The following is a 20,791-nucleotide window of genomic DNA, read 5'->3' as shown; positions in this document are numbered from 1 at the left end:
AGAACGTTTTTTCTATCAACTTAGAAATATTATTAAATAAAGGGCTTTTTAATTATCGAAAATAACTAAATTAGCAAGCTTGCTAAAAAAGTAATTTTAAGCAACGTAAATTGTTACATTAATATAAAAGATAATGAGTATGAGTCCGAACGATGACAGAAAAATTAGAGAGAAATTACAACAGAAAACTTGGAACGAAATAAAAACAAATGATTCTTGGGCTATTTTTAAAATAATGTCTGAGTTTGTTGAAGGATATGAGAAGTTAAGTAAAATAGGTCCTTGTGTGTCTATCTTTGGATCTGCTAGAACAAAAACAGATCATCCTTATTATAAATTAGCAGAAGAGGTAGCTTTTAAATTAACCCAGAATGGATTTGGAGTAATTACTGGTGGTGGTCCAGGAATTATGGAAGCTGGTAACAAAGGGGCTGATAGAGGTAATGGTACTTCTGTAGGTTTAAATATTGAACTTCCTTTCGAACAACATGATAATCCTTGGATAGATCATGATAAGAACTTAAACTTTGATTACTTTTTTGTTCGTAAAGTAATGTTTGTAAAATACTCACAAGGTTTTGTAGTTATGCCTGGTGGATTTGGTACAATGGATGAACTTTTTGAAGCTATTACTTTAATTCAAACTAATAAAATTGGGCGTTTCCCAATTGTTTTAGTAGGTAAAAAATTCTGGAGTGGATTATTAGACTGGATCAAAAACACACTTTTAGAAGAAGGAAATATTAGCGAAAAGGACTTAAACTTATTTAGAGTTGTCGACACTGCTGATGAAGCTGTTGAACACTTTAATAAATTCTATGCTAAGTATGATTTAAAGCCAAATTTCTAAAAAAAATATTTATATTTAAAGCTCGTTGAATGTTCAACGAGTTTTTTTTATTTTCAATTTGCAACAAAAACAGCTCCTCTTTCTATTTTTCTTTTATTTGTTCTGTTATTCTTTAACAGCACAAACAAATTCAATCGAAATTAATGCAAAATTAGATACTAAAAAAGACCTGCTCAAAATTCAACAAAAAACTACTTTTTATAATAAATCTTCGAAAAAATTAAACTCTATTTTCTTACATAATTGGGCAAATAGTTATAGAAATAATGAAACTCCATTAGGTAAAAGATTTGTTGAAGATTATAAAAAAGAATTCTACTTTTCTAAAAAAGAAGATAGAGGTTTTACTAAAATTCAAAACCTAACAATAAACTACCAACAAGTTTCTTTTAAAGAAAAAACAAATCATCCAGACATCATAGAAGTTCTTTTAAATAAAACACTAAAACCAAAAGATAGTATTGTTTTATCAACTACTTATACAATTAAAATTCCTAATTCAAAATATACTGGTTACGGAAAAACAAAAACTGGATACCACCTACGCTTTTGGCATATAATACCTGCTGTTTATAATCAAAAATGGGAATTAATGAGTAATTTAAATATTGACGATTTATATCAAGACCTTAGCGATTATAAAATAAGCATTGATGTTCCAAAAAAATATACAGTTGAGAGTAATTTATATCAGTATAAGACCCCAAAAGAAACTTATACAGAATATTATTTAATAGGAAAAAGAAAAAAAGATATTATAATAAATATCGATTCTATAAGTAGATTTAAATCTTTTAAAACGAAGGATAAGGAAATTAAAACAGATGCTTTTATAAGAAGTATTCCAAGTGAAACCACCACTAAAATAATTAATCAGCAAATAAAATTTATTGAAGGGTACTTAGGAAAACACCCTCACACAGAAATTTTTGTTGATGCGAATACTACTAATAAAAACTCTTTACATGAAATTTATGGCCTTCCTAGATGGTTAAAACCATTTCCTAAAAACTTCAGATGGGAGATTAACTTTTTTAAAGCACTTGCAAAAAAATATATTGATGATGTATTAATTTTAAATCAACGAAAAGATTATTGGCTTACTGATGGTATACAAACTTTTTTGATGATGGAATACATTAAAAAAAATTATCCAAAAATTACCGTATTAGGAAAGTACTCTAAATATTGGCCAATAAAAACGTATAACATCGCTAAACTTAAACAAAATGACAAATACTCTTTTGTTTATCAATTCAGTGCACGAAAATTTTATGATCAAGCATTAGATATACCTGCCGATTCTCTCTCTAATTTTAACAGAAAAATTGTTAGTAAATATAAAGCAGGTTTGGGGTTACTATATCTTAAAGATTACATCGGTGGCGATATTTTAAAAAACTCATTAAAAGAGTACTATTTCAAACAACAATTAAAACTAAGTAACAGTAAACTTTTTACTCAAATTCTTCAAAAAAACACTTCTAAAAATTTAGATTGGTTTTTTAATGATTATATAAAAACAAATAAAAAAATTGACTATAAAATAGACAAAATTAAAGAAGCTAGTCACAAAGATTCTTTAGAGGTAACTATAAAAAACAAAAGAAGTTTTTCGGCACCAGTTGCTCTTTATGGAATCAACCAAAAAAAAATAAAATATAAAAAATGGTTTGATGGTATCGATTCAACTAAGACTATTAAAATAAAAAAAGGTGATTTTAACAAACTAGCTTTAAACTATGAAAACATTTATCCTGAATATAATTCTTTGGATAATTTTAGAAAAACCAATAATAGCCTTATCAACAAACCTCTACAATTTCGTTTCTTTAAAGATGTAGAAAACCCTTATTATAATCAGTTATTTTATTTTCCAGATTTTAAATACAATTTATATGATGGACTTATACTTGGAGTTGATATTAACAATCAATCTGTAATAAATCATAATTTTGAATTTCGACTAACTCCAAACTTTAGCACAAGAAGTAGAAATTTTACAGGCTCTTTTTCTTTTTCCTACAATCATTTCTTAAAAGAATCAAAAATATATAAAATACGTTACGGTGTAAGAGGTAGTAATTTTCATTATGCTCCAGAATTAGAATACAACACCTTCTCTCCTTTTGTAAGTTTTCAATTTAGAAGAAATTCACTTCGTGATAATGGCTTAAGACTTTTAATTGCTCGTATGGTTAGAGTTAATAAAGAAGTACTGCCTAATGAACCTAAAACTGATCGCGATAAATACAACGTTATTAATTTTAGATATATCCATTCCAATTTTGATGCAGTTAATAGAACTTTATATGCTTTGAATACTGAATTTAATTCTAGCTTTACTAAAATTTCAACTGACATACGTTATCGAAGATTTTTCTCTGAAAATCAAAGCTTTGACATTCGTTTTTTTGGAGGATATTTTATATCTAATACATCAGATGGAGATTATTTCAGTTTTGGTTTAAATCGAGGTTCAGATTATTTATTTGAACAAAACTTATTTGGACGTTCAGAAAATGAAGGAATATTCAGTCAACAATTTATTATTGGTCAAGGTGGTTTTAAATCTAAATTTAGCGAACCACAATTTGCTAATCAATTAATAACTTCAATAAATACTAGTGTAAGTGTATGGAGATGGGCAGAAATTTATAACGATTTTGCCATGCTAAAAAATAAAAACACTTCTCCTAAATTCTTTTACGAAAATGGAATTCGTTTAAACTTAGTGCCAAATATCTTCGAATTCTACTTCCCTATTTATACAAATGAGGGATTTGAAGTGAATAAAAAAGCATATCCAACCAAAATTAGATTTATCGTTACTACAAATATTGACAGGATTTATAACTTTTTAAGAAGAGGGTTATTATAAATACTTCAACAAAACCTCTTTTTTATCTTTTTTTTTGAAGAATATTCAATAAAAATTGAAATTTTTAGATTTCAACTAAAAAAACTATCTTTGTGTCGATACCAAAACTAGATGATTATGACGCAAAAGACCGAAGTAGCTAACACACAACAACTTTCTTTTCAAGATTTTAAAAACGAAGTTTTAAACGACTATAGAATTGCTCGTATTAGTAGAGAGTGTAGTTTATTAGGACGTAGAGAAGTTTTAACAGGAAAAGCAAAATTCGGAATTTTTGGTGATGGTAAAGAAGTGCCACAATTAGCAATGGCAAAAGCTTTTAAAAATGGAGATTTTCGATCTGGTTATTACCGTGATCAAACCTTCATGATGGCTATTGACCAATTAACACCGCAACAATTTTTCGCTGGTTTATATGCACATACTGATATAAACGTAGAACCAATGTCAGCAGGACGTCAAATGGGAGGTCATTTTGCTACACATTCTATTGATGAAAATGGTAATTGGAAAAACTTAACTGCTCAAAAAAACTCATCATCAGATATTTCACCTACAGCAGGTCAAATGCCTCGTTTATTAGGTTTAGCACAAGCTTCTAAAATTTACCGTAATGTAAAAGGTTTAGAAAATCAGACGAATTTTTCAAATAAAGGAAATGAAGTTGCTTGGGGTACTATTGGTAACGCAAGTACATCGGAAGGATTATTCTTTGAGACGATAAATGCTGCTGGAGTTTTACAAGTGCCAATGGTAATGAATGTTTGGGACGATGAATATGGAATTTCGGTACACGCTAAACACCAAACAACTAAAGAAAGTATTTCTGAAATTTTAAAAGGATTTCAAAAAGAAAACGACACAAACGGTTATGAAATATTTGTGGTAAACGGTTGGGACTATGTACAATTAATTGATACTTATAACAAAGCATCAAAAATTGCGAGAGAGCAACATATTCCTGTATTAATTCACGTAAAAGAATTAACGCAACCACAAGGACATTCTACTTCTGGATCTCACGAAAGATATAAATCACCTGAGCGTTTACAATGGGAACAAGAATTTGATTGTATAGCTCAAATGCGTAAATGGATTTTAGAATTTGAATTACAAGATGAAAAAGGTGGTACTTTAAAATTCATAGAATCAGAAGAAGAATTAATTAAAATAGATAAAGAAGCTAAAAAAGAAGTTAGTAAAGCAAAACGTGATGCATGGAGTGCTTATACTAATGAAATAAAAGCTGAAGTAGCTGCAGCTGTAGAATTACTTGAAAGAGTTGCTAATAAAAGTAACAATAGTTCATTTATTACTAAATATAAAAATGACTTAGCTGGAATAGCTGAACCAATTAGAAAGGATATTTTAGTTGCTACTCGTAAAAGTTTACGTTATTTAAAAGATGAAAATTTTGCTGAAAAAATAGAGTTACAAAACTTTATTAAAGCAGCTATTGATAATGCGGCAGTAAAATATTCTGCTCACTTATTAAGTGAAACAGAATTAGCTACACAAAATATTAGCTCTGAAGCTCCTACTTATGGAGAAGAAAAAAAGTTAGTAGATGCACGTATTATAATGCGTGATAATTTTGATGCTATTTTAAAGAAGTACCCAGAAACTTTAATTTTTGGAGAAGATGCTGGTTATATTGGTGATGTAAACCAAGGATTAGAAGGGCTTCAAGAAAAATACGGAGAGTTAAGAGTTTCTGATACAGGAATTCGTGAAGCAACTATTTTAGGACAAGGTATTGGAATGGCAATGAGAGGTTTACGTCCTATTGCTGAAATTCAATATTTAGACTACTTATTATATGCTTTACAAATTATGAGTGACGATTTAGCAACACTTCGTTACCGTACTTTTGGAAAGCAAAAAGCACCATTAATTATTAGAACACGTGGTCACCGTTTAGAAGGAATTTGGCACTCTGGATCTCCAATGGGAGGAATTATTAATAATGTTAGAGGAATTCATGTATTAGTTCCAAGAAACATGACCAAAGCTGCTGGTTTTTACAATACTTTATTAGAAGGAGACGATCCGGCTTTAGTAGTTGAATGTTTAAATGGATATCGTTTAAAAGAAGAATTACCAACAAATCTAGGGGAATTTAAAACACCTATAGGGGTTGTTGAAACTATAAAAGAAGGAACAGATATTACTATTGTATCTTATGGTTCTACTTTAAGAATTGTAGAAGAAGCTGCTAAAGATTTAGCGCAAGTTGGTATTGATGTTGAAATTATCGATGCTCAAAGTTTATTGCCTTTTGATTTAAATCATGATTCTGTAAAATCTCTTGCTAAAACAAATCGTTTATTAGTAGTAGATGAAGATGTACCAGGTGGAGCTTCTGCATATTTATTACAAGAAATTGTAGAAAACCAAAATGGCTACAAGCATTTAGATAGCAAACCAGAAACTTTAACAGCAAAAGCACACAGACCTGCTTATGGAACAGATGGAGATTATTTCTCTAAACCATCTGCAGAAGATGTTTTTGAGAAAGTATATGAGATTATGCACGAAGCTAATCCTCAAAAATTTAAAAATCTTTACTAAGGTTTTAAAGTTTATAAATCAAAAAAAAGCGATTTGGAATTTAAATTCTAAATCGCTTTTCTATTTATTTTATACAATTATTTAATTTGAAGCAGCATCTTCTGTGTCAATTTTGACATTCTTAGATTTATAATCTTCAATTTTTTCTTGAATCTTTTCAATAAATGACGATGAAGAAAAATCTGTATTATTTACAATTTCTTCTAGAGCCTTAATTCTATCAGTCATTGCCCCATTAGACATAGCAACATTAGCAAACTTAGCTACAGCAATATCTACAGAAGATTCTGATAAATTCCCAGCTTTTATCCATCCTTCTTCAATATACTCACCTGCTGCTCTTTTTCCTTTCACAAGCATCCAATCGTCTTGAGTTTTTAAAACAGCAATAATATCCATTGTACTATATTTCTTGTCTGTTTTAGTTAATAAATCAGGTCTTTTATAAACAGTAGCTTCTTTTAATAAAGTTGCTACTTTACCGTCTACAGCTAAAAAGCTAGCTCTAGTCCACCCTTCTTTACCATCAATCAATCTTACTTTGTAATACAGTTTTTTAGAAATAGAATCTGTTTCTTCTTCTCCAGTTAATTCAATTTTTTCTCCTAAACTCATTGAAGTAATCCACTTCCCTTTTGCTTTAGGAGTAGCCCTAATAGACAGCTTTTCTAACAAACAAATAGCAGTTTTTTTAACCTCTTCTTTTTCTTGTTTAACAATTTCTGTTGAAGTTTCAGTTTGAGATGATTTTTTATCATCCTTACAACTTAATAGCATAAATGATGCTGAAATAATAGCAATATATACTCTTTTCATAATAACTAATTTTTCAGCAAATATATATGATTTTGTCAATCAACCACCTATAAATAAGATTAATTAATTGAGAGCCTTATCAAACTCTTACTCTTCATTAAATAAATCTAAAGTTTTCTCAATAGCTTTATCAAATTTATCCCACATTTCATCAGAAGATAAATCGGCATTAATGAACTTCTTATTAAATTTTGAACTCAGCGTAAAATAAATATAGCCACCAATCATTAAATGAAAAGCGTGTTGTAATGAAGAATCTCTATCATTAATAGCAAATATTTTTTCCATTTGCTTATTTGTATACTTAAATAAATCTTTTGTTTCTTCCTTATTTTCAATAAGCTGCCATCTAAGAATTTCTTGAGTAATTTTATTATTTCTTAACTCCTTAGTTCCTTCTTTTGTAAATCGCTTTAAATCTTCAACACTACTTTTTTCTTTATCATCAACAAGATGTAAAGGTTTAAAAAAGTCGCCACTTTTAGCATAGTTTAAAAGCAAACCTTTTAAACCTCCGTAGTATCTATAAATAAGTTCTTTAGAAACACCAGCTTTTTTAGCTATAGCGTTAATTCCAACTCCTTGCGGACCTTTTTTTTCCAATAAACTAATAAAAGCATCGTATATTTTTTTTTCAGTTGCGGCTCTATCTCTCTTCATCTTAATTAATTTATTAGAGATACCAAATATAAGTAAAGATTAAAGAGCTGCAAGATTTAAAACTATACCTAAATCAACTCCGCTTTTTTGCAATGGAGGATACGTTTCTTGCATAAGTTGAAACATATAAGACAAAGGCACATTTTTAAACGTACCATAATCTTCCAAATATTCCATAAAATTGACATTACCGCTTAAATCATATTCTTGAAATAAAGAATCATGTTCTCCGTCAAAGTCTAATGCTTTTACTCCTAACTTCTCACATAGACTTTGATTAAATGCAGGAGTGGCCTTGACCCATTTATCATTTAAAAAAAGCTCTACATAACCATGAGGAACTAATACATCATTTCCAAACTTTTCAACTATATCTTCAACTGCAATATGATTTTTCACTTTAGCTAACCCCAAACGAGCAGGAATATCTTGCGACCTTAAAAGACTTATATAAATAATTGCTTTATCTAAACAATGCCCAGTTTTTTGGGTGCTAATTAATGATGATTTCCAATCCTCTTCTATTAAACTAAATCTGTAAGGATTATAGGGCCATTTATCTCTTACATAATAATAAGCTTTAATTGCAAAATCTTTTTTAGTTAACTCCTTAAAATTATCATCTACCTCTATCAAAAGATTTTGTAGATTTTCATGCAAAAAATCAAAATTGAAATTTTCTGTAGTATACTCCTTCATTTATATTATTTTAAAAACAACACCACAAAACAAATAATTCAATAAAATAAATAGTTAAAAATTAAATTATTCACTATTTAAACTGTAAATTAATGTAAAGTTATTTTCAAAAGTAAAAAATAATTTTAAATTTGTAACCACTTAGTCACAATAAAAAATTAAAAGAAATATTTTTTTACACATAATGTTACCATAAGGTAACTTTAAAATTAAAAAAAATGGAAGCATACATTTACGATTCAGTCCGTACTCCAAGAGGAATTGGAAAAAAAACAGGAAGCTTATCGCAAGTTAGCCCAGTTCAATTAACAGTAACTTTATTAAACGCACTTAAAACAAGAAACAATTTAGATACTACCTTAGTAGAAGATGTTATTTTAGGCTGTGTTACTCAAGCTGGTGAACAAGGTGGCAATATAGCTAAAGTAGCTGCTCAAGTTGCAAATTACGGAAATCATTTAGCTGCTGTATCCTTAAATAGATATTGTGCTTCTGGTTTAGAAGCAGTAAATCAAGCTGCTGCTCGTATTCGTTCAGGTTGGTCTGATTTAATAATTGCCGGAGGTGTAGAATCTATGTCACGTGTACCTATGGGAATTGACGGTTCTGCATGGGTAATGGAACCAGATGCTGCCTTTGGAAAGTTTGTTCCCCAAGGAATTTCTGCCGATTTAATTGCAACTAAGTATGGTTATTCAAGAAAAGATTTAGATGCTTTTGCATTGACTTCACAACAACGTGCAACAACAGCACGAAGCGCTGGAAATTTTAAAAAATCAATCATTCCTGTAACTGATATTAATGGTTTTACACATCTAGACCATGATGAATATATACGAGAAAACACCACTCTAGAAGGTCTGGCTAACTTAAGACCAGCTTTTCAAAAAATGGGTGAAATGCTTTTCAATCAAACTGCTTTAGATACCTATACTGAAATAGAGCAAATTAATCACGTACATCATGCAGGAAACTCATCTGGTATTGTTGATGGGGCTGCATTAATGCTTATTGGCTCTAAAGAAGTAGGTGAAAAATTAGGTTTAAAACCTAGAGCTAAAATAAAAATGGGAAGCATTATTGGTTCAGAACCTTTAATTATGTTAGAAGGCCCTACTCCAGCTACCAAAAAAGCTTTACAAAAAGCAAATATGGAAGCTTCCGATATTGACTTATGGGAAATCAACGAAGCGTTTGCCGTAGTTCCATTACGTTTAATGGAAAACATGAAAATTGATCATTCAATTGTAAATATAAATGGAGGTGCCATAGCAATGGGGCATCCTCTTGGAGCAACTGGATGTATGATCTTAGGAACTGCTTTAGACGAATTAGAACGTCAAAATAAACAAACTGCACTAACTACTCTTTGTGTTGGTGGAGGTATGGGAATTGCAACTATTATTGAACGTATTTAAAAGAAAAACATGCAACATATAAAATATACAATAGACTCAGATGGAATTGCATTTATTACTTGGGATGTAGCCAACAGCCCAGTAAACATAATGAATCAAGAAACCATGAACGAATTCTTTACTACCGTTACACGTTCTGTAAATGATTCTACAGTTAAAGGAATTGTAATTAATTCTGCTAAGCAAGATTTTATTGCAGGTGGTGATCTTAAGTGGTTTTTAAATTATGACAAGTCTCGTGAAGAATGTTTTGAAATGCTTATGGAAACTCACAAAGCAATGCGCTTATTAGAAACCTCAGGAAAACCTGTAGTTGCGGCTATGAATGGGCTAGCTTTAGGTGGTGGTGTAGAAATAGCTTTGGCTTGTCATCATAGAATAATGGTAAACCACCCTAAAAATAAAATGGGCTTAGTAGAATGTTCTGTTGGTTTATTTCCAGGTGCTGGTGGTACACAACGTTATTTACGTATGCTAGGAGCACAAAAAACTATTGAGTTCATAACGCAATCTAAAAAATTAACAGCTGAACAAGCATTACAGAACAAATTAGTAAACCAAATTTGTGAGCCAACTGATAATATTAATAAGCTGGCTAAACAATGGATTTTAGATAATCCAAATGCTAGTCAACCATGGGACAACAAACGTTTTGTGGTTCCAGGAACTCCAAATGGTGTTGGACAAATGTCGGGAATTACAGAATTCTATTCCGTTTCAAATGCCATGACATACAAAACTACCCATGGAAATATGCCACATATAAAAAATGTATTGAGTGCTATTTATCATGGAGGTTCAACAAGTATAGACAATGCTTTAGAAATAGAAGCTCGCTATTTTGTTGATACTTTATTTTCTAAAGAAACTAAAAATATTATCCGTTCATCGTTTATTTTTATTGGTGATGCTGCTAAAGGAAAAGCTAAACCAAAAGGTTTTGAAAGAGCTTCTTATAAAAAAGTAGGAGTTTTAGGAGCAGGAATGATGGGAGCAGGAATAGCTTATGTAACCGCTAAAGCAGGTATAGAAGTAGCTTTAAAAGATGTATCGATAGAAAGTAGTGAAAGAGGAAAATCATATTCAGAAAAAATAGAACAAAAAAAATTAGCTAAAGGGCGTACAACAGAAATAAAAATGAATGCTCTTTTAGAAAAAATTAAGGCTACAGATAAAGTAGAAGATTTAGTTGATTGCGATTTAATAATAGAAGCTGTCTTTGAAAACGAAAAACTTAAAAATTCAGTTACTAAAGAAACAGAAGCTATTATAAAACCAGAAGTAATTTATGCTTCTAATACTTCTACAATTCCAATCACAACTTTAGCAAAAGCTTCTGTTAAACCAGATAAATACATTGGATTACATTTCTTTTCACCAGTAGACAAAATGCCTCTAGTAGAAGTTATTGTGGGGAAAGAAACCTCAGATGAAACCTTAGCTGCTGCGATAGATTATGTTACTAAAATTAAGAAAGTTCCAATTGTTGTTAATGACGGTAGAGGCTTTTTTACTTCTAGAGTTTTTGGAAAATTTGTTAATGAAGGAATCGCAATGCTTTCTGAAGGCCTTCCTCCTGCTGTAATTGAAAATGTTGCTAAAAAAATTGGAATGCCTGTTGGTCCATTAGCTGTTTCCGACGAGGTTAATCTAAAATTAATGCTAGATATCATGGGAGAAGACCCTACCTTGTCTGATTTTGAAAAAAAGCTAGAAAAAACCATTTACGATATTACAACCATTCATAAACGAACAGGAAAAAAAGAAGGAGCTGGTTTTTATGAGTACCCGAAAGAAGGGAAAAAATATATTTGGGAAAACTGGAAAACTATATTTCCTGTAAAAGAGGAATATGACGAAGAAGAAATAGGTAAACGTTTATTATTTGCTATGGTAATAGACTCTTATAAATGTTTAGAATCCGGAGTTTTAAAAGAACCTAAAGATGCTGATATTGGTTCAATATTAGGTTTAGGTTTTCCAATCTATACAGGTGGTGTTATGTCTTATATAGATTATATAGGCGCTAATGAGTTCTTAGCATATTCAGAAAAATTAGCTCGAAAACACGGTGAAAGATTTAAGCTACCAGAAAGTTTAAAAGAAAAAATTTCAAAAGCTGAAAACAATAGAATCTTTTACAAAAATTAATTTTTTAACATAAAAAGTATCCAAATGTTACAAAACATATTATTAGAAAGAAAAATATACGCATCAGAAGAACATAGTATGATGCGTAGTATGATACAAGATTTTATAACGAATGAAGTAGAGCCTCAAATAGAACAATGGGAAAAAGATGGCATGGTAAGTAGAGAAATTTGGCAACGTGCTGGTGAATTAGGATTACTGTGTATGGATATGCCAGAAGAATATGGAGGTGCTGGACTAGACTTTACTTTTAATGCATTAATGATTGAAGAATTTGCTAGAAAAAATATTTCAGGACCTGGCTTTTCCTTACATTCTGATATCATTGCCCCTTATATTTTAAAATGGGGAAATGAAGCACAAAAGAAAAAGTATTTACCTATTATGGCTACTGGTAAAATCATTACAGCTATAGGTATGACTGAACCTAACTGTGGATCAGACTTGCAAGCCATCAGAACTACTGCAGTAGATAAAGGAGACCATTATTTAGTTAATGGACAAAAAACCTTTATTACCAATGGATATATGTGTGATATGGCCGTTGTAGCTGTAAAAACAAATCCTGGCACGGCTGAAGAAGGAGTATCTTTATTAATTATGGAAAGTAAATGGGAAGGTTTTGAAAAAGGAATACCATTTAAAAAGGTAGGAATGAAAGCCCAAGATACCTGCGAATTATTTTTCGATAATGTAAAAGTGCCCAAAGAAAACTTACTTGGAAATGAAGGACAGGGTTTTAAAATTATGATGACTGAATTGGCTAGAGAGCGTATGTCTGTTGCTATTTCTGCTATTGGTGGAGCACAAGGAGCTATAGAAGATACTCTTTCTTACACCTCTACTCGAACTGCTTTTAAACAACCAATTGCTGGTTTTCAAAACACTCAATTTAAAATGGCTGAATGTGCTACTGAATTACAGTTACACCAAGCTTTTGTAGATAGATGTATTGAAGATTTAGCACAGCATAAATTATCTGCTGAAAGTGCTTCAATGGCAAAATATTCAGCAACCGATATGCATGGTAAAGTTGTAGATGAATGTTTACAATTATTTGGAGGTTATGGTTATATGTGGGAATACCCGATAGCACGTATGTATGCCGATAATAGAGTTGCTAGAATTTATGCTGGGACTAATGAAATTATGAAATTATTAATAGCTAGAGGATTATATAAAGAACTATTTCAAAAGTTAAAAGCTATGAAAAAAAATCACAAATAATTTTCTCTAAAAAATAACCAATATGATGACTATTAACGATTTTCCTATTCAAACTTATATAACAGTCCAATGGGGCGATATGGATGCTTTTAGACATGTGAACAATGTAACCTATGTTAAATGGGGAGAAACTGCTCGTATTGAATATTTTAAAAGTATCGACTTTTTCAATTCTGCTCCTGAAGAAATGGAGTTTGCTCCCATTTTAGGTTTTCAATCTGTAAAATACATAGCACCAGTAGTATATCCTGATATTATAAAGATTGGAACTATTACGGAAGAAATAAAAGAAGATCGGTTTATAATGAAATCATATTTTTTTAGTGACACACAAAATAAATTGGTTGCCATACAAACTCATGAAATCATAGTTTTTGATTATAAAAATCACCAAAAAATCCCAGTGCCTAACACCTTAAAAGAGTTAATTAAAAAAATTGAAGAATAGTTCATTATGCTACCATTAGAAGGAATAAAAATTATAGACTTTTCGCGTTTGCTACCAGGTCCATTAGGCACACAAATATTAAAACAATTAGGTGCTGAAGTTATTAAAATTGAAAGCCCTAAACGTATGGACTATACTCGATATTATGAACCAAAAATCGAGCAAACTTCTACGATGTTTTATACACTAAATTATGGTAAAGAAGCATTGGTTATAGATTATGAAGAAGAAAAAGGTTATTCGAAAATTATTGAGTTAATTAAAGAAAGTGATGTTTTTATAGAACAATTTAGACCTGAAGTAATGAAAGGTTTTCGCTTAGATTTTGATACGGTAAAAAAAATAAATCCAACCATTGTTTATATTTCAGTAACTGGTTATGGACAAAACTCAAAATTTAAAAACAAAGCGGGTCATGATTTAAACTATATAGCACAAGCTGGCTTATTAGATTTGAATAAAAACGAAAAAGGAAAACCAATTATACCAGGCTATCAAGTAGCAGACATTGCTGGTGGGTCGTATATGTTAGTTGCCGCTTGTACTACGGCATTGTTAGCCAAACATAAACAACAAAAAGCACAATATGTAGATGTAAATTTATCAAAAGCCACGATGCCTTTAAATGCAATAGCACAAGGTATGGAATATCAAGGAGCATCTTATAAAAAGACTCCAATTCTAAGTGGTATGATGGTAAACTATAATGTTTATGAATGTGCCGATAAAAAATGGATTGCTCTTGGAGCCTTGGAAACTAAATTTTGGAATTCTTTCTGTGATAAAATAGATGAACCTTCTTGGAAAACAAATAATCAGTTTGATTTAATTGCTGGCGTATTTGACAAAACATTACTGGAAAATTTATTCTCAAGCAAAACTAGAGACGAATGGGTAGACTTTTTTGAAAACGAAGATATTTGTATTTCACCGGTATTAGAAATTAATGAGTTAATTGATTTTCATACTAAAAACAATACAGATGTTTTTGAAAAAGTTATGATTGATAATAATGAAATGTATATATACAAAGCCCCTTTTTTAATTACCAACTAAATATGTTTTTTAAGTAAAATATTTCCAATAACACAGTTTATACAACGTTTCTTTACACAAAAATTATTTCTAAGTTCTAATAAAGCTTGACTTTCGAATGCATTTTTAGCAATCAATTTCAAGTCAGAGAACTTAGATATTATTGAATTTTTCTCTGGTTTTATCTGCTGTATTAGTTTTAAAATCTTTTCTTCATTCAATATCCCTTTGTATTGTTCATACACAAATTTTAAGGGTATAATTGTATTGATTAGAAGTAAATCAATAAATGACTTTGTCAATCTTTTTGTTAGCTTTTTTGAAGATGTTTCAAATGTATAATGTGCTTGCCAAAAAGCATTAACCTCAACAGATAATAAATCGTAAAAATCTTCTTTCCTATTTAACTCTAAAAGCTTAGAAAATAAATTTTGATATTTATAAAATAATGCAACCAGTTGTGCTATCCGTATAGTAGGAAAATTATTGGGACGCATTCTAAAGAATTGAAACTGTTTATTATGAATGGGGGTTAATTGATATTTATGTTTTAAATAATCATACTCATTCTTTAAACTAAGAAAATATTCATTTTCAATAGTTTCTTCAAAAAAACCTGCTTGACCAAACAACAAAGCAGATAACTGAAATTCATTAAACCTAACCTTTTGTAAAATCGAAAAATCAAATGATTTCGCCAATTGTAAAAAGGCATCTCCATTCACTTTTAATCCAAAGTTTTTAGCTAACAACTGAAACAAAACTGCTTCAAAATCATTTTTAGAATTCGCTAACAATTCTTTTATTAAAATTGATTTATTCTCTAATCGCTCAAAGTATAATCTTTCTAACCAATTTTTAATTAAAAATGCATCAACATCTACAATTTGATTTTCACAAGAAATCCATTGTAGTTGTTTTGAAAATAACTGTTCATAATTTTTCATCACATTTTCATGAACTAATTCTTTAAGTTCTAAGGTAGGAAGCGGTAAGTTATTTTTCATAAACACTTCAGCATCATGATTCCAAACAATATGTAAAATTACTGCATCGTAATTTTCATCTTCTTCATGTTTATGCGCATACCAATCGGAGGAATTGATATGGATTTCAACATTACCAATCCATAATTGATGGTTTATTTTTAACTGAGCATTTAAAAAATCTGGTCCAGAGTTTTTATTATGCATACCCGACTTAACAATCTGAATACTTTCATTGTGAACTGATTTCAAATTAGTTATATCAAATAATTTGTATTGCCACAAAAAATGTAGAAATTCCTCTTTCATAACCGTAAATTAGCAATTCTTTTACGACTATTAAGATATGAAAAATTTCACTAAGTCGCTTTTTATCAGCGCATTTCCAGTTTTCGCTTTGATTATTTTTATAAAAACAATCGCTAATGCAAACTTTAATAGTAGCAATATAGGCTTACTAATTTCTTCAATTACAGTAGTTATTTTCTTTGCTATGTTATTTATAAAACCAGTAGCAAGAACAAGCAAAAATTTAAGTTTTTACTCAACATTTATTGTAATTGGGTTTGCTCTGAATCTTTTCAATTTTGAGCAAAAAACATTGGTTATTTCTGTTGGTTTGGCCTTAGGATGGTTAGCTTATTTAACTTGGTATTCTTCATTTAATTCAAGAGATACAAGTATTTTGCAAGAAGGTAAAACACTTCCTGACTTTGTATTAGAAAACGAAAACTCAGAAAAAATCACGCTAAAAGATTTAAAAGGTGATTTTAAAATCTTTTTATTCTACAGAGGAAATTGGTGTCCATTATGTATGGCACAAATTAAAGAAGTCGTTGCTCAGTATAAAGAACTAGAAAAAAGAAATACAACTATGGTTTTGGTAAGTTCGCAACCTCATAAATTCACCAAGAGTTTAGCAAAAAAACACAGCGTTCCTTTTAAGTTTTTAGTAGATGTAAAAAATAAAGTAGCTAAACAGCTAGGCATTTTACATGAAAATGGATTACCAGCAGGTTTTCAAGTTTTTGGTTACGACTCGGATGTAGTGTTGCCTACTGTAATTATTACTGATGAAGACAATAAAATTATCTTTGCAGACTTAACTGATAATTATCGTGTAAGACCAGAACCAGAGACTTTTATTAAAATTATAGATCGTTATAAAAGATTAAATTGATTGGACTATCAATTATTGTAATAAACAAATCATTATTTTTCTTAATAGCAATTGTAATTTTGTGACTCAAATAAATTCGAAAAAATGAATAGTATAGAAAGTTTAGAATGGCGTTATGCTGTTAAAAAATTTGACGAAAATAAATCACTTACAGAAACCCAAATAAACACCTTAAAAGAAGCTTTTAATTTAACAGCTACTTCATATGGATTACAACCAATTAAAATGGTCGTAATTCAAAATAAAGAACTTCAACAACAATTAGTAGAACACTCATGGAATCAAGGTCAGGTTGCACAAGCATCACATGTATTGGTTTTATGCATCCCTAAAGAATATACAGTGAAAGATGTTGAAAGTTATTTTACTTTGGTAAAAGAAGTAAGAAATACACCTGATGAAATTTTAAATCCATTTAAGGAAATGCTTAGTTCTTCAATAGCAAATAAAACTTCAGAAGAATTAAGAAGTTGGAATAAAAATCAAGCTTATATAGCTTTAGGAAATTTAATGACTGTAGCAGCAAATGAGCAAATAGATTCTTGTCCAATGGAAGGTTTTATTCCAGAGAAGTATGATGAAATCTTAGGTTTAGACAAACACAACTTAACATCGGTTTTAGTATTACCAGTTGGGTTTAGAGCTGAAGATGATTATATGAAAGATCTGAAAAAAGTTCGTAGAAAAACAGCAGAAGTTGTTATAGAACTATAATCTATATAGTTTAAGTTATGAATTGCGAATGATAAATTTAGTACATTCGTAATTCATAATTTAACGGTATGCAACCACTACATATATTACTCCTTATTTTAGCCTATTTTGGTGTATTAATTCTTATCTCATACATCACAGGAAAGTCGGCAAATAACAATACATTTTTCAAAGCAGATAACTCTTCTCCATGGTATTTAGTAGCCTTTGGTATGATTGGAGCATCACTCTCAGGAGTTACATTTATCTCCGTTCCTGGTTGGGTAGAAGGACAACAAATGAGTTATATGCAAATGGTGATTGGCTACGTATTAGGATATGCCGTTATTGGGCTGGTATTACTTCCACTCTACTACAAACTAAATCTAACTTCTATTTATACTTATTTGGAAGATCGTTTTGGTAGGTATTCATACAAAACAGGAGCTTCATTCTTTTTATTATCAAGAACAGTTGGAGCCGCTTTTCGTTTATTTTTAGTAGCCAATGTATTACAATTAATTTTATTCGATGCTTACGGAATACCATTTTGGGTAACTGTAACTATTACTATTTTATTAATTTGGTTATATACGTTTAAAGGAGGAATCAAAACCATTGTTTGGACAGACACACTACAAACTTTATTCATGCTAATTGCCGTAGGTGTTTGTATTGTAATGATTAAAGATGCAATGCAAATAGAAAGTTTATTCTCTTATATTTCAGAAAATAAACTATCAAAAATGTTCTTTTTTGACGATCCAAAAGCAGGGAACTATTTTTGGAATCGATTCTTTTCTGGTGCTTTTATAGCTATTGTTATGACTGGATTAGACCAAGACATGATGCAAAAGAACTTAACCTGTCGTAACTTAAAAGATGCACAAAAAAATATGTTTTGGTTTACCATAGTATTGGTTATCGTTAACTTCTTCTTTTTAGCTCTAGGAGTTTTATTAACCGACTATGCTACTTCAAATGGTATTGATGCTCATAAAGATAATTTATTCCCAAGTATAGCTATGAGCGGTGAATTAGGTATAGCTACTTCCCTATTTTTCTTATTAGGATTAATAGCAGCAGCTTACTCAAGTGCCGACAGCGCCTTAACCTCATTAACTACTTCTTTTAGTATTGATATTTTAGAAATTGATAAAAAAGAAGACGGACAAGAAAAAGAAAAAATACGTAAAAAAATACACGTATTATTCTCATTCATTTTAATCGCAACCATTTTAGTTTTTAAATATTTTATTGCTGATGCTAGTGTAATTGCTAAAATATTTCAATTTGCAGGATATACTTATGGTCCATTATTAGGGCTTTATGCTTTTGGTTTATTTACCAAACTAAATGTAAAAGACAAATTAGTTCCCTATATCTGTTTACTTTCTCCTGTACTTACTTATCTAATAAGTATCTATAGTAAATCAGAATTAAATTTTGATTTTGGTTTCTTTGTTTTAATCTTAAACGGACTAATAACTTTCTTAGGTTTATTAGCTATTAAACAAACTCGTAATGCCTAAAAAAGGGAAAGGAAAAGCAAAAAACACTGTTAATAAAGCGAAACATACACGCTTAATGAAACAGAAAGAAAACAAGGTGAAACTTGAAAAGCAACGTAATAAGGAACGTTTAAAAGCATTGATTAAAAAGATAAACGAACAGAAAAAAAATGACAGCACTACAGATAATACATAAATTCAATTTAACAGAACATCCAGAAGGCGGTTACTTTAAAGAAACTTATAGAAGTAACGGAATTATTAAAAATGAAAATTTGAGTTCAGATTTTGTTGGAGATAGAAATTACAGTACTTCTATTTATTTCTTATTAACTTCTGATAAATTCTCTGCTTTTCATAAAATAAATCAGGATGAAATTTGGCACTTTTACAAAGGCACTACCTTAAAACTTCATATGATTTCTCCTAAAGGAGATTATTCTTTTGTATTGATAGGAAACGATTTAGAAAATAACGAACAACCACAGTTTGTTGTACCAGCAACCTATTGGTTTGCTGCTGAAGTTATTAAAGAAAATTCTTACGCATTTACAGGTTGTACAGTGGCCCCTGGTTTTGATTTTAACGATTTTGTTTTACCTAAAAGAGAAGAATTAATACAATTATTCCCTCAACATGAAGCAATAATTACAAAGCTTACTCATCATTAAAACAAAACTATTTTAATTAGGCCAACTTAATCATCATTAAAAAATTGCTATAAAATGAAAAAGTTTATCCTACATTTACTAATTATAGTTAGTATTTCATGTAGCTCACAAGAATCAATAATTGTAAAAAAAGAAAAAATTGATTGGAAAAACTATAAGGGTTTATTTCAAGATGCCGAACAAACACAATTCAAAGCTCAATTTAAATTTTTACAAAATGTAAAATTATATGAAATTACTTACCTAAGTGATAGCTTAAAAATTCAATCCTTTGCAACATTTCCCAAAAAAGAAGGAAAATATCCAGTAATTATATTTAACAGAGGAGGAAATAGGGATTTTGGCGCTTTATCATTAACCAAAGAAAAACATAAACTTTTCTTCCCTCCTATGTTCTCTAAAATAACAAATAACGGCTACATTGTCATTGGTTCTAATTATAGAGAAAGTGGAAAAAGTGAAGGAAAAGATGAATTTGGAGGAAAAGACGTTAATGATGTACTCAACTTACTCAAAGTTGTTAAAGAGTTCCCTAAAGCCGACACAACTAGAATTGGAATGTATGGTTGGAGTCGCGGAGGTATGATGACCTATTTGTCATTAATCAAAACTAGTAAAATTAAAACTGCAATAATAGGTGGAGCTCCCACAGATTTAACAATTATTGATAGAGCTGACATGGAAACAAATGTATATGCACCACTTATTCCTAATTATAGGGAAAACAAACAGGAAGAATTAAAAAAGAGGTCAGCTTTCTATTTTGCAAACAAATTTCCTAAAAATATCCCCCTCCTCATACTACATGGTGATGCTGATAAAAGGGTGAGTGTATCAAATCCAATTAAACTTTCAAAAGAGTTGGATAAATATAATATACCATATAGCTTAAAAATATATAAAGAAGGTAATCATGGCTTAACAAAAAATAAAAAAGAGGTAAACAGAGAAGTATTAGATTGGTTTCAAAAATACTTAAGGAACTAAAAAGCAG

General features: G+C 30.0%; 18 protein-coding genes. 14 read left to right on the top strand and 4 right to left on the bottom strand.

Annotated elements, in window-relative coordinates:
- Positions 1-139 precede the first annotated feature (139 nt).
- The 3 genes from F7018_RS15040 to F7018_RS15030 all read left to right on the top strand — a co-directional run bounded on the left by F7018_RS15040 (position 140) and on the right by F7018_RS15030 (position 6,302).
- Positions 140-850: an LOG family protein gene (locus tag F7018_RS15040; protein WP_150900919.1), complete on the top strand. Its 711-nt coding sequence runs from the start codon at positions 140-142 to the stop codon at positions 848-850.
- 97 nt (positions 851-947) lie between these two features.
- Positions 948-3,731, top strand: coding sequence for a gluzincin family metallopeptidase (locus F7018_RS15035; RefSeq protein ID WP_150900918.1), 2,784 nt, complete (start codon positions 948-950; stop codon positions 3,729-3,731).
- Between the two features lie 117 nt (positions 3,732-3,848).
- On the top strand, positions 3,849-6,302 hold the full coding sequence (locus tag F7018_RS15030; protein ID WP_150900917.1) for an alpha-ketoacid dehydrogenase subunit alpha/beta: 2,454 nt from the start codon (positions 3,849-3,851) through the stop codon (positions 6,300-6,302).
- Between the two features lie 81 nt (positions 6,303-6,383).
- Here F7018_RS15030 and F7018_RS15025 read toward each other — a convergent pair whose 3' ends face one another.
- The 3 genes from F7018_RS15025 to F7018_RS15015 form a co-directional block, all read right to left on the bottom strand.
- Positions 6,384-7,118, bottom strand: a complete 735-nt coding sequence (locus F7018_RS15025; protein WP_150900916.1) for an SH3 domain-containing protein — start codon at positions 7,116-7,118, stop codon at positions 6,384-6,386.
- An 87-nt stretch (positions 7,119-7,205) separates the two neighbouring features.
- Positions 7,206-7,778, bottom strand: coding sequence for a TetR/AcrR family transcriptional regulator (locus F7018_RS15020; protein ID WP_150900915.1), 573 nt, complete (start codon positions 7,776-7,778; stop codon positions 7,206-7,208).
- Positions 7,779-7,817: 39 nt separating this feature from the next.
- On the bottom strand, positions 7,818-8,477 hold the full coding sequence (locus F7018_RS15015; RefSeq protein ID WP_150900914.1) for a transglutaminase-like domain-containing protein: 660 nt from the start codon (positions 8,475-8,477) through the stop codon (positions 7,818-7,820).
- 218 nt (positions 8,478-8,695) lie between these two features.
- Here F7018_RS15015 and F7018_RS15010 point away from each other — a divergent pair, with 218 nt between their 5' ends.
- The 5 genes from F7018_RS15010 to F7018_RS14990 are packed head-to-tail and all read left to right on the top strand — an operon-like array spanning position 8,696 to position 14,777.
- Complete coding sequence (locus tag F7018_RS15010) at positions 8,696-9,895, top strand: acetyl-CoA C-acetyltransferase (RefSeq protein WP_150900913.1); 1,200 nt, start codon at positions 8,696-8,698, stop codon at positions 9,893-9,895.
- Between the two features lie 9 nt (positions 9,896-9,904).
- On the top strand, positions 9,905-12,046 hold the full coding sequence (locus tag F7018_RS15005) for a 3-hydroxyacyl-CoA dehydrogenase NAD-binding domain-containing protein (RefSeq protein ID WP_150900912.1): 2,142 nt from the start codon (positions 9,905-9,907) through the stop codon (positions 12,044-12,046).
- A gap of 24 nt (positions 12,047-12,070) precedes the next feature.
- Positions 12,071-13,273: an acyl-CoA dehydrogenase family protein gene (locus F7018_RS15000; RefSeq protein WP_150900911.1), complete on the top strand. Its 1,203-nt coding sequence runs from the start codon at positions 12,071-12,073 to the stop codon at positions 13,271-13,273.
- Between the two features lie 22 nt (positions 13,274-13,295).
- Positions 13,296-13,721, top strand: coding sequence for an acyl-CoA thioesterase (locus F7018_RS14995; protein WP_150900910.1), 426 nt, complete (start codon positions 13,296-13,298; stop codon positions 13,719-13,721).
- Between the two features lie 6 nt (positions 13,722-13,727).
- Positions 13,728-14,777, top strand: a complete 1,050-nt coding sequence (locus F7018_RS14990; RefSeq protein ID WP_150900909.1) for a CaiB/BaiF CoA transferase family protein — start codon at positions 13,728-13,730, stop codon at positions 14,775-14,777.
- On the opposite strand, the gene F7018_RS14985 is transcribed toward F7018_RS14990, so the two are convergent.
- Entirely contained in the window at positions 14,774-16,051 is a 1,278-nt protein-coding gene (locus F7018_RS14985; protein WP_150900908.1) for a DUF2851 family protein, read from the bottom strand. The two genes, F7018_RS14990 and F7018_RS14985, sit on opposite strands and share 4 nt — an antisense overlap.
- A 37-nt stretch (positions 16,052-16,088) precedes the next feature.
- On the opposite strand from F7018_RS14985, the gene F7018_RS14980 reads away from it, so the two are divergent.
- The 6 genes from F7018_RS14980 (at position 16,089) to F7018_RS14955 (ending at position 20,784) form a co-directional block, all read left to right on the top strand.
- Positions 16,089-16,922, top strand: a complete 834-nt coding sequence (locus F7018_RS14980; RefSeq protein WP_150900907.1) for a peroxiredoxin family protein — start codon at positions 16,089-16,091, stop codon at positions 16,920-16,922.
- An 84-nt stretch (positions 16,923-17,006) separates the two neighbouring features.
- On the top strand, positions 17,007-17,636 hold the full coding sequence (locus F7018_RS14975) for an NAD(P)H-dependent oxidoreductase (RefSeq protein ID WP_150900906.1): 630 nt from the start codon (positions 17,007-17,009) through the stop codon (positions 17,634-17,636).
- A gap of 68 nt (positions 17,637-17,704) precedes the next feature.
- Positions 17,705-19,147, top strand: coding sequence for a sodium:solute symporter (locus tag F7018_RS14970; protein WP_150900905.1), 1,443 nt, complete (start codon positions 17,705-17,707; stop codon positions 19,145-19,147).
- Positions 19,140-19,322 carry a hypothetical protein gene (locus F7018_RS14965; RefSeq protein ID WP_150900904.1) on the top strand — a complete coding sequence of 61 codons (183 nt, stop codon included), beginning with the start codon at positions 19,140-19,142 and terminating at the stop codon, positions 19,320-19,322. Before F7018_RS14970 ends, F7018_RS14965 begins: the two co-directional genes overlap by 8 nt.
- Positions 19,297-19,797 carry a cupin domain-containing protein gene (locus F7018_RS14960; RefSeq protein WP_150900903.1) on the top strand — a complete coding sequence of 167 codons (501 nt, stop codon included), beginning with the start codon at positions 19,297-19,299 and terminating at the stop codon, positions 19,795-19,797. The genes F7018_RS14965 and F7018_RS14960 overlap by 26 nt, the downstream gene beginning before the upstream one ends.
- A gap of 54 nt (positions 19,798-19,851) precedes the next feature.
- Complete coding sequence (locus F7018_RS14955; protein WP_150900902.1) at positions 19,852-20,784, top strand: alpha/beta hydrolase family protein; 933 nt, start codon at positions 19,852-19,854, stop codon at positions 20,782-20,784.
- The last annotated feature ends 7 nt before the right edge of the window (positions 20,785-20,791 follow it).

Source organism: Tenacibaculum aiptasiae (genome assembly GCF_008806755.1).
GTDB classification, from domain to species: domain Bacteria; phylum Bacteroidota; class Bacteroidia; order Flavobacteriales; family Flavobacteriaceae; genus Polaribacter; species Polaribacter aiptasiae.
The sequence above is the reverse complement of the archived record's forward strand: the minus strand, read 5'-3'. Positions and strand labels throughout refer to the sequence as shown.

Coding starts and splice junctions, on each gene's coding strand:
- F7018_RS14965 (WP_150900904.1), top strand. CDS start 19,140: ATGCCTAAAAAAGGGAAAGGAAAAGCAAAAAACACTGTTAATAAAGCG.
- F7018_RS14990 (WP_150900909.1), top strand. CDS start 13,728: ATGCTACCATTAGAAGGAATAAAAATTATAGACTTTTCGCGTTTGCTA.
- F7018_RS14980 (WP_150900907.1), top strand. CDS start 16,089: ATGAAAAATTTCACTAAGTCGCTTTTTATCAGCGCATTTCCAGTTTTC.
- F7018_RS14960 (WP_150900903.1), top strand. CDS start 19,297: ATGACAGCACTACAGATAATACATAAATTCAATTTAACAGAACATCCA.
- F7018_RS14975 (WP_150900906.1), top strand. CDS start 17,007: ATGAATAGTATAGAAAGTTTAGAATGGCGTTATGCTGTTAAAAAATTT.
- F7018_RS14985 (WP_150900908.1), bottom strand. CDS start 16,051: ATGAAAGAGGAATTTCTACATTTTTTGTGGCAATACAAATTATTTGAT.
- F7018_RS15030 (WP_150900917.1), top strand. CDS start 3,849: ATGACGCAAAAGACCGAAGTAGCTAACACACAACAACTTTCTTTTCAA.
- F7018_RS15020 (WP_150900915.1), bottom strand. CDS start 7,778: ATGAAGAGAGATAGAGCCGCAACTGAAAAAAAAATATACGATGCTTTT.
- F7018_RS15025 (WP_150900916.1), bottom strand. CDS start 7,118: ATGAAAAGAGTATATATTGCTATTATTTCAGCATCATTTATGCTATTA.
- F7018_RS15000 (WP_150900911.1), top strand. CDS start 12,071: ATGTTACAAAACATATTATTAGAAAGAAAAATATACGCATCAGAAGAA.
- F7018_RS15015 (WP_150900914.1), bottom strand. CDS start 8,477: ATGAAGGAGTATACTACAGAAAATTTCAATTTTGATTTTTTGCATGAA.
- F7018_RS15005 (WP_150900912.1), top strand. CDS start 9,905: ATGCAACATATAAAATATACAATAGACTCAGATGGAATTGCATTTATT.
- F7018_RS15040 (WP_150900919.1), top strand. CDS start 140: ATGAGTCCGAACGATGACAGAAAAATTAGAGAGAAATTACAACAGAAA.
- F7018_RS14955 (WP_150900902.1), top strand. CDS start 19,852: ATGAAAAAGTTTATCCTACATTTACTAATTATAGTTAGTATTTCATGT.
- F7018_RS14970 (WP_150900905.1), top strand. CDS start 17,705: ATGCAACCACTACATATATTACTCCTTATTTTAGCCTATTTTGGTGTA.
- F7018_RS15010 (WP_150900913.1), top strand. CDS start 8,696: ATGGAAGCATACATTTACGATTCAGTCCGTACTCCAAGAGGAATTGGA.
- F7018_RS14995 (WP_150900910.1), top strand. CDS start 13,296: ATGATGACTATTAACGATTTTCCTATTCAAACTTATATAACAGTCCAA.